Source organism: Zwartia hollandica (assembly GCF_019923725.1).
Taxonomy (GTDB): Bacteria; Pseudomonadota; Gammaproteobacteria; order Burkholderiales; family Burkholderiaceae_B; genus Zwartia; species Zwartia hollandica.
On sequence record NZ_JAHXRI010000006.1, the window covers coordinates 992,175 to 999,835 of the forward strand.

The 7,661-nt window shown below is 50.3% G+C and carries 6 protein-coding genes; 5 read left to right on the forward strand and 1 reads right to left on the reverse strand.

Annotated features, from left to right (window positions below; genetic code table 11):
* Positions 1 to 93 precede the first annotated feature (93 nt).
* From KZZ10_RS08120 to KZZ10_RS08140, 5 genes are all read left to right on the forward strand, one after another.
* Positions 94 to 1,377, forward strand: coding sequence for a TolC family protein (locus tag KZZ10_RS08120; RefSeq protein WP_259660976.1), 1,284 nt, complete (start codon positions 94 to 96; stop codon positions 1,375 to 1,377).
* A gap of 6 nt (positions 1,378 to 1,383) precedes the next feature.
* Positions 1,384 to 2,829, forward strand: a complete 1,446-nt coding sequence (locus KZZ10_RS08125) for a multicopper oxidase family protein (protein WP_259660977.1) — start codon at positions 1,384 to 1,386, stop codon at positions 2,827 to 2,829.
* 30 nt (positions 2,830 to 2,859) lie between these two features.
* Entirely contained in the window at positions 2,860 to 3,360 is a 501-nt protein-coding gene (locus KZZ10_RS08130; protein ID WP_259661029.1) for a cupredoxin domain-containing protein, read from the forward strand.
* On the forward strand, positions 3,360 to 3,656 hold the full coding sequence (locus tag KZZ10_RS08135) for a copper-binding protein (protein ID WP_259660978.1): 297 nt from the start codon (positions 3,360 to 3,362) through the stop codon (positions 3,654 to 3,656). Before KZZ10_RS08130 ends, KZZ10_RS08135 begins: the two co-directional genes overlap by 1 nt.
* A gap of 216 nt (positions 3,657 to 3,872) precedes the next feature.
* A complete protein-coding gene (locus KZZ10_RS08140) occupies positions 3,873 to 6,071 on the forward strand; it encodes a fused MFS/spermidine synthase (protein ID WP_259660979.1) in 2,199 nt (732 codons plus the stop codon).
* A gap of 129 nt (positions 6,072 to 6,200) precedes the next feature.
* On the opposite strand, the gene KZZ10_RS08145 is transcribed toward KZZ10_RS08140, so the two are convergent.
* Positions 6,201 to 7,229 carry a phytanoyl-CoA dioxygenase family protein gene (locus KZZ10_RS08145; RefSeq protein WP_259660980.1) on the reverse strand — a complete coding sequence of 343 codons (1,029 nt, stop codon included), beginning with the start codon at positions 7,227 to 7,229 and terminating at the stop codon, positions 6,201 to 6,203.
* Between the last annotated feature and the right edge of the window lie 432 nt (positions 7,230 to 7,661).

Below are 7,661 nucleotides of genomic sequence, written 5' to 3' on the forward strand. Positions count from 1 at the left end.
TCTGCTTTGGCCATGAAACACTACATTCTCGATTATTCGCTGCAAAAGTTGTTACTGCAGACAAACCAGAGGTTTCATGCAACCTAGGCAATAATGTTTTTTTACAGCGTACGACCCCGACTAGTACAGTCGATAACTTTATTTTTTGCTCTTGCGGCACTTAATCAGTCGTTTAATGTACGCGCGCAGTCTACGCAACAGTCTGATCTTAGGCAATGGCGTAACGCCAATACCGAAGTCGGTCGATTTCCGCGGGGTCATATCGATTTACTTAAAGCTGAGCGCGGTCGAGTTAGCGCGGGTGAGCGGGATTCCAACCTAATGCTTGGTGCCTTCAAAGAGGACCCCGCGGCCCCCGAACTGACGGAACAACTCGCACGAAATGCGACCCTAACGTTGCACGCTGATGCGCTGGCAAGTCAAGCGATTAGTATCGTTGAACGAATGTCCCGTGACATTCAACTACTCGGGTTGCAGCAAGCCACACAAAGGCTCTGGATAGAAGCTGTCTCTGCAAAGGAACAACTCATCATCCGACAACGTTTCGCCGAAGCGGCTAGCGTTTCACTTGAGCTCGCCAAACGAATGGAGAAGATCGGTAACTGGGGCCGCAATAGACGCATCGACATCGAGATTGGCTATCAGTCTGCACGTAGTCAACTTTTGGTGGCGGAGCAAACTGCCTTCAACTCGAGGCAAAAATTATTCGCACAAATCGGTTCGGAACTTTGGCGCTTACCCAACACGCTACCAAAACCCAAAGACCTTGCTGGCTTATCCGAACTACTGACTCCGCTGGAACAGCAACTGACCGAATTGCTGGCCCGTCATCCTCAATACGCAATCTTGGAGAAAGACACCCAGTATTATGAGCGAGTTGTCGGTCCTGCGATGTTGGGACAGTGGCAGCAAGAGATCGACAAAATGATAGGAGCGAGCGCGAGCTGGACGATTGGGATTCCTACACTAGACCGTTCAAAAATACTCTGGAACCACGACCTTGAGAAGGCAATCAAGGCACGCTCGGAGATGCTGCGTTTGAGAATTAAAACTAAAACAGATTTACAGCAGGCGCGTGAACATTTGCGCGCGACCCACACGCAGGCGTCAGATATTCTGAACAAGCTTCAAAATCTGCATAGCGCTGCGGAAGAGGAGGCGCTTACGCGCTACAACGGGATGTTCATCAGCACGTGGGATTTGATCGCCAAGGCGCAAACCAAAATGCAATCGGAGGTGGCTGTTGCTCAAGCAAAACAAGCGTTTTGGATAGCTTTGGTTGACATGCAGGCTTTACTCGCGGGTGCGCCCTACTCAAGTCCTGGCAATAGCGCCAATAGTGCCGAAGTCAACAGCCCTACTGGCAAAGGCCATTGAGATATTATGGAACGCAGAGACTTCATACAAAACGCGCTGATTGGCATAGCTGGCACAGTCACTGCGACAGCCGTTGGCAGACACGCTTTGGCTAGTGTGCCAGAGCCAATATTTCAGCCAAATGCTGGCACAGCGCCACCCTGGCGGGGGCCTGAGACGACGGGTGACAATGCGCGGTATCGGCCTGTCGTCACTCTTAACGGCTGGACCTTGCCCTACCGTATGAACGAGGGCGTCAAAGAGTTCCATCTTGTAGCGGAGCCGGTCGTTCGAGAGATGTCGCCGGGATTCAAGGTAAATATGTGGGGTTACAACGGACAAAGCCCCGGCCCAACGATCGAAGTCGTTGAGGGAGATCGTGTTCGCATTTTTGTAACGAATCGACTGCCCGAAAAAACGACTATTCATTGGCATGGTCAGCGACTACCAAACGGTATGGATGGGGTGAGTGGTCTAAATCAGACTCCCATCCCCACTGGGAAAACATTCGTCTATGACTTCGTTGCAAAACGTCCTGGTACTTTCATGTACCACCCTCATGCTGACGAGATGACACAAATGGCGATGGGGATGATGGGCTTTTGGGTAACGCATCCTAAAAGCAAGCACCCCAATATTAGTGAGGTTGACCGCGATTACTGTATTTTGCTGAATGCCTTTGACGTCGAGCCGGGCAGCAAGACACCAAAGGTCAACACCATGCTTGATTTCAATATTTGGTCTTTTAATAGTCGGGTCTACCCAGGACTATCGCCCTTGGTTGCAAAATTAGGTGATCGGGTGCGTATTCGTATTGGTAACTTGACGATGACAAATCATCCCTTTCACGTGCATGGTATCGAGTTCGAGGTGACCGGTACGGATGGGGGGCCGGTGCCCGCTTCGGCTCGTTGGCCAGAAGTTACGGCGGACATTGCAGTTGGCCAAATGCGCCAAATTGAGTTTGTTGCCGATGAGCCGGGGGACTGGGCTGTGCACTGTCACAAAAGCCATCACACCATGGGCGCGATGGGTCATGATGTGCCCACAATGATTGGACTCAACCACTTAGGCCTGGTTCGAGAGATCCAAAAAATAGTGCCTGACTATATGGTCATGGGTGAGCGCGGCATGTATGACATGAAAGAAATGGAGATGGAGCTTCCGCCCAACACGATACCGATGATGACTGGCACAGGCCCATACGGTCCAATAGGTATGGGCGGGATGTTCACTACGCTTAAGGTCCGCGAGGATCAAAAGCCTGATGACTATTCAGATCCAGGCTGGTACAAGCAACCAGCGGGTACGCAGGCTTACGAATATAAGGGCAAGCTCCCTGCAGTGAACCGAAATGGTGCCGATCAGCCCGGTAGTGGACAGACGGGGTCCTTGCCGGCGCCATCGGTGGACGTGGGTAACGCACAAGTTCGAAAACCTAGCCAATCAACAAGCGGCTCTCACAAACACTAGTTAGTCTTTAGCCGAAATAGGTGCCATATGATGACGAAAAAAATATTGATCTCCTTGCTTGTTTGCTTCTCCCTCGGAGCCACAACTCTTGCTGTGCGAGCCCATCAACAGAGTCATAAGAATCACGACGCGATGCCTAAAGAGCAAAAAGAATGGGGCATAGGTGGAGATGCAAAGGCTGTCACGCGCACCATTGAGGTCACGATGCTCGACACAATGCGGTTCATGCCAGCGCAAATCACTGTCAAACAAGGTGAGACGGTTAGATTGAGAGTCAAGAATGTAGGCAAAGTGATGCACGAACTAGTGATAGGCACGAAGCAGGAGCTTGATGTACATGCGGAAATGATGAAAAAACATCCTAATATGGAGCATGATGAGCCCTACATGGCTCACGTGTCTCCGGGCAAAAGTGCCGAAATCATTTGGAACTTCAACCGAGCCGGAGATTTTGATTTTGCCTGTTTGTTGCCGGGTCATTACGAGGCAGGTATGGTTGGGAAAATTACCGTGATTGCCGGGGCGAAATAATGCAACTCAATAAGTCATTGATTAAATTATTTCTTGGAATGACCATATGTGCACTGAGTGCAAATAGCTTTGCACAAGCAATGGCCGAGGGAGTTGTTCGACGTATTGATCTCGACAACAACAAAATCACTATCCGTCATGGAGACATCAAAGCGCTCGATATGCCGCCGATGACGATGGTGTTTGTCGCAAAACAACCTGCGCTGCTAAAAAGTCTTCAGCCGGGTGATGAAGTCGAATTTGAAGCGTTTGAGGTAAATGGTCAATATTTAGTTGGAAAAATAAAAAAGAAATGAAGAAGGTATCGGTGGCCTTCACACGGCAGGGGTCACAAGTTCGAAACTTGTACCGCCCACCAAAAATATCTTTAAGTTATTCAAGCATTTATTGTTCAACATGATTGAAATTTGCTACGATCCGATGAGCGCTAGGCATGACGGTTCCTCAAACATGAGGTTCTGAGACGGTCATAACTAAAAAAATAATTCGTAGCCCCCAGTCACCTCTTGATCATGACCCATCCCCTACCGAGCCAAACTCCCAATCCGTGGAGTTTTTTGCCCTTTGCACTGACGATTTTTACTAGCGCGTTTTTGTTGTTTCAGGTGCAGCCCCTGTTGAGCAAACAGATCCTGCCATGGTTTGGCGGCAGCCCAGCAGTTTGGACTACGGCCATGCTGTTTTTTCAAAGCCTGCTGTGCTTGGGCTATCTCTATGCCCACGCTTTGGCCTCCTTGCCTTCCCGGAAAACTCAGGCGCGTATCCATGTGGCCTTGCTGGTGCTTGCGGCCTTGTTGGCTACCAGGGTGCTACCTGGGTTAGAACTTCGACCTGAATCACCTGATTCACCTGTTTTTCAAGTGCTGCTTATTTTGGGTGCTAGTGTGGGCTTGCCGTATTTCTGTTTGGCGACCACCGGGCCTTTGGTTCAGCACTGGTTCACCAGCACGGCACACTCCTCATCAGTTTTCCGTTTGTACGCTTTGTCTAATGTAGGTTCGCTCCTGGCACTTTTGTCTTTCCCGTATGTGCTCGAGCCTTGGCTGGAGCAGCAGGAAATGGGGCGCCTTTGGACCGCTGGCTTTTGGGTCTTTGCCTTGCTTTGCTTGCCGGTGGCTTTTGGTGCGTGGCAAAATAATTCTCCTGCCGGCGCAGCTCATTCTGATGCCGTAGATGGCGTGCCAACCACTCAGGGGAATGCGGGCAGCGTATTGAAGCCTTCGTTGACCCTGCGCATGTCGTGGGTGGCTTTGCCGGCCTTGGCTTCACTTGTTTTTATTGCAACCACAGATCAGATTAGCCACGACGTGGCACCCGAGCCAGGGCTTTGGGTGGCGACGCTGAGCTTGTATTTGATCACTTTCATCCTGACGTTTGACCACCCTCGGTGGTACCGCCCCAAGTTGTTTGCCTTCCTCACGCTGGTTTTGTTGATAGCGACCTCAGGGTTGAGCGACATACCCAGTTGGCTCGGTATTCAATGGGAGTCCGGCGTCAATGAAGTGCGTTGGTCGCATTACGCGTTGTTGTTTGTGGTGTGCATGCTGTGTCATGGCGAGTTGTACCGCCGCAGGCCGGTGGACACGCGTCGATTGACCGAGTTTTATCTGTGTATGTCGATTGGGGGGGCGTTCGGGGGCTTATTCGTGACCCTTGTGGCCACTCAATTCTTTGACGATTACTACGAGTGGTTGATGGCACTGATCTTGGTGGCCTTGTTGGCGTGCCATGTGTTGTTCCGCGCTGGGAGGCAAACCCCTGGCCATGTGTGTCCGACGGTGGGCGCGTTGACGGCAGTGGTCATGGTGGTTTCGATATTTTTCATGGAAAGCCCGAGGTCTTGGCGTGACGTCCACAAGGGCGACGATACCGAAGTTTTACTAGACCAAGTCCGAAATTTTTATGGCACTGTTGCCGTGAAAGAGCGACGATTTGCATCGGACCCCGAGCGCAATGACCGGGTTTTTTTCAGTGGCAATGTGACCCATGGTCAGCAGTTTCTTTCTGACGCGCTTCGTCATGTGCCGACAACTTACTATGCGCGAGACAGCGGTATCGGCGAGACTTTACAGTGGGTGATGACACAAAAACCGTCGCTTTCGGTTGCGTTAATTGGTTTGGGTGCTGGCACCTTGGCCAACTACGCACGCCCAGCTGATGCCTACGACTTTTATGAAATCAACCCTGCGGCCGTGCAGATTGCACAGGAGTGGTTTGACAACTTGTCGACCTGCAAGGCCGGTGAGCAGAATATTTTGTTAGGTGATGCTAGGTTGCGCATGGAGCAGCTGTCCAAAGACAAGTTGTACGACGTGATTGTGTTGGATGCTTTCACAGGCGGATCGGTGCCTATCCATTTGTTGACGCGTGAGGCGTTTCAGATTTATCGTGATCACCTGAAACCTGATGGTCACATCGCGATTAACATCACCAATGCTTATTTGAATCTTTACCCGATTGCGAAGGCTCAAGCGGAGGTGTTGGGTATGGCCCACCGTCACAAATACCAGAATATGGATGAGGTGCGTAAAGTGAGAAGGAATCTGCACTTCATCATGACACATGACCAAGCCTATCTGAAGGCGCACTCCTCGGTTAGTCGCGAAGTTCGGGACGATCAGGGTCGTTTGCTCAGATACGAGCCCTACGACCAGCCTGGGTTGAGGTTATGGACGGATCAGTTCAGCAGCATTGCGCCGATCGTACGGTGAGTGTCGGATGCCTATTCACATGGCGGCGGTCACAAGTTCGAACCTTGTACCGCCCACCAAAAATATCTTCAAATGATCCAAACGCTTAAAGCTTCTGCTTTAACTTAACGGTCCCCTCTCGCAAAGAGGTTAGCTACGTAGCTTCCCATGCCCCGTTTTTTTCCAAGGCATTTTTACCCAGCCCGGGCGCGCCAATAGGGTCATCAAGCCTATCGCCCATGCGCCGTGATTCTTTCGTATGAAAGGTAATGAGAAAAAATCTAGTCCAGTCCATGGTAGGAAGGGATTTCTGCGTAACGAGGCATATATCTCGATTCGATGGACCGTTTTTTCGGCTGTAGGCGTACGTGCATGGAATCCGGAAGTGTCGCCAATAATCAGAGTGTTAGCAGGCACCACAAACCGCACTGGATCTGGCAATCCTATGCATCTGATGTCCTCTAGTGATGCTCTGAACGAGCCACGTGCGTGATAGAGCACTGGGTGCAAACGAGCCCGTTGACTTTGCTCATATTCCCACCGAAGTCTTCGTCGCGATCTTATATGCGAGCCAGGCACATAAGAGAATGGACACCCATCTTCAGGAACATTTTCAAGATATAGCCATGCCTTTGCCGTCGAGTGAAAAGTGTCTTGATGAAGCATCATCTGAGGATCAGTTTGTTGCCCAGCCTCGCATATCAGATGTTGAATCGTAAATAAGGGCTCGCCACCGATTCCTGCCACGTAGCGTATCTGTGCAATTAGGTCTTTGCTCGACAAGAGCTGAAAAAGATTCGGATGCGAATGTGCGAGTGTCGCCATATCAAGAAATACCTTGCGTGTGCGCGCACTTCCCTGTTGCATTTCACGTATCGGCCAGTCGGACTCAAATACTTCGCGTCGTACTCCCTCAAAATTGGCAGCTGACAAAAAACTCTCGCGCATCACAAAGCCGTTTTTCTCATATTCTTTGCGAACAGAATCTGGTACATATCGACCTAAGAGTAAGCGCCGTAGACGCGCCATGCGATCTGCCAACCAAGCGCGAAATACATGGAGACCAAGCCTATTTAGGCGCACATTCCCAAGCGCGGCGTTATCACGAAAGGACTTATATCCAGTAAAAAAGAGGAAAGGCGCGACTAGCCATTCAAGAATTACAGTTAATGATTTCATTTGTTAATGAAGCCAGAGATTTGTTAGCTTCGGGTTCGGTATGACGCGAAACCTAATTAGACAGCTTAAGCGACAAGATACACCGATAGAGGGGAATTTGCACCCATTGGGAACGCAGCAGACGACCGCTCAGGCCTATATGGTGGTAGCAAACTCTGTCGGAAATGGCACCTAGCTTTGAAGTAGATGCTTGGTCGGCTTACAAGCAATAACAGTCGTACCAGTCCAGACGTAAATTTTTATTGACCGTGACTGTCTATTAGTCCACATACAGTTGTGAACTCGGAAAGACCGCTACCTCTGGGTGGCTCTTTCTTACCCGAGATGGAAACTAAGTTACTTGTCGCCGAATAATAATAAGCCTTGCTAGTTAGATTTCTTCGAGTTAAAAACTTAAAGCACAGGCCAGGTTGGGTAAGTATGCCTGTTATG

Excerpts from the sequence above, each read along its gene's own strand:
- KZZ10_RS08140 (WP_259660979.1), top strand. The coding sequence starts at position 3,873 with ATGACCCATCCCCTACCGAGCCAAACTCCCAATCCGTGGAGTTTTTTG.
- KZZ10_RS08120 (WP_259660976.1), top strand. The coding sequence starts at position 94 with ATGTTTTTTTACAGCGTACGACCCCGACTAGTACAGTCGATAACTTTA.
- KZZ10_RS08130 (WP_259661029.1), top strand. The coding sequence starts at position 2,860 with ATGACGAAAAAAATATTGATCTCCTTGCTTGTTTGCTTCTCCCTCGGA.
- KZZ10_RS08125 (WP_259660977.1), top strand. The coding sequence starts at position 1,384 with ATGGAACGCAGAGACTTCATACAAAACGCGCTGATTGGCATAGCTGGC.
- KZZ10_RS08135 (WP_259660978.1), top strand. The coding sequence starts at position 3,360 with ATGCAACTCAATAAGTCATTGATTAAATTATTTCTTGGAATGACCATA.
- KZZ10_RS08145 (WP_259660980.1), bottom strand. The coding sequence starts at position 7,229 with ATGAAATCATTAACTGTAATTCTTGAATGGCTAGTCGCGCCTTTCCTC.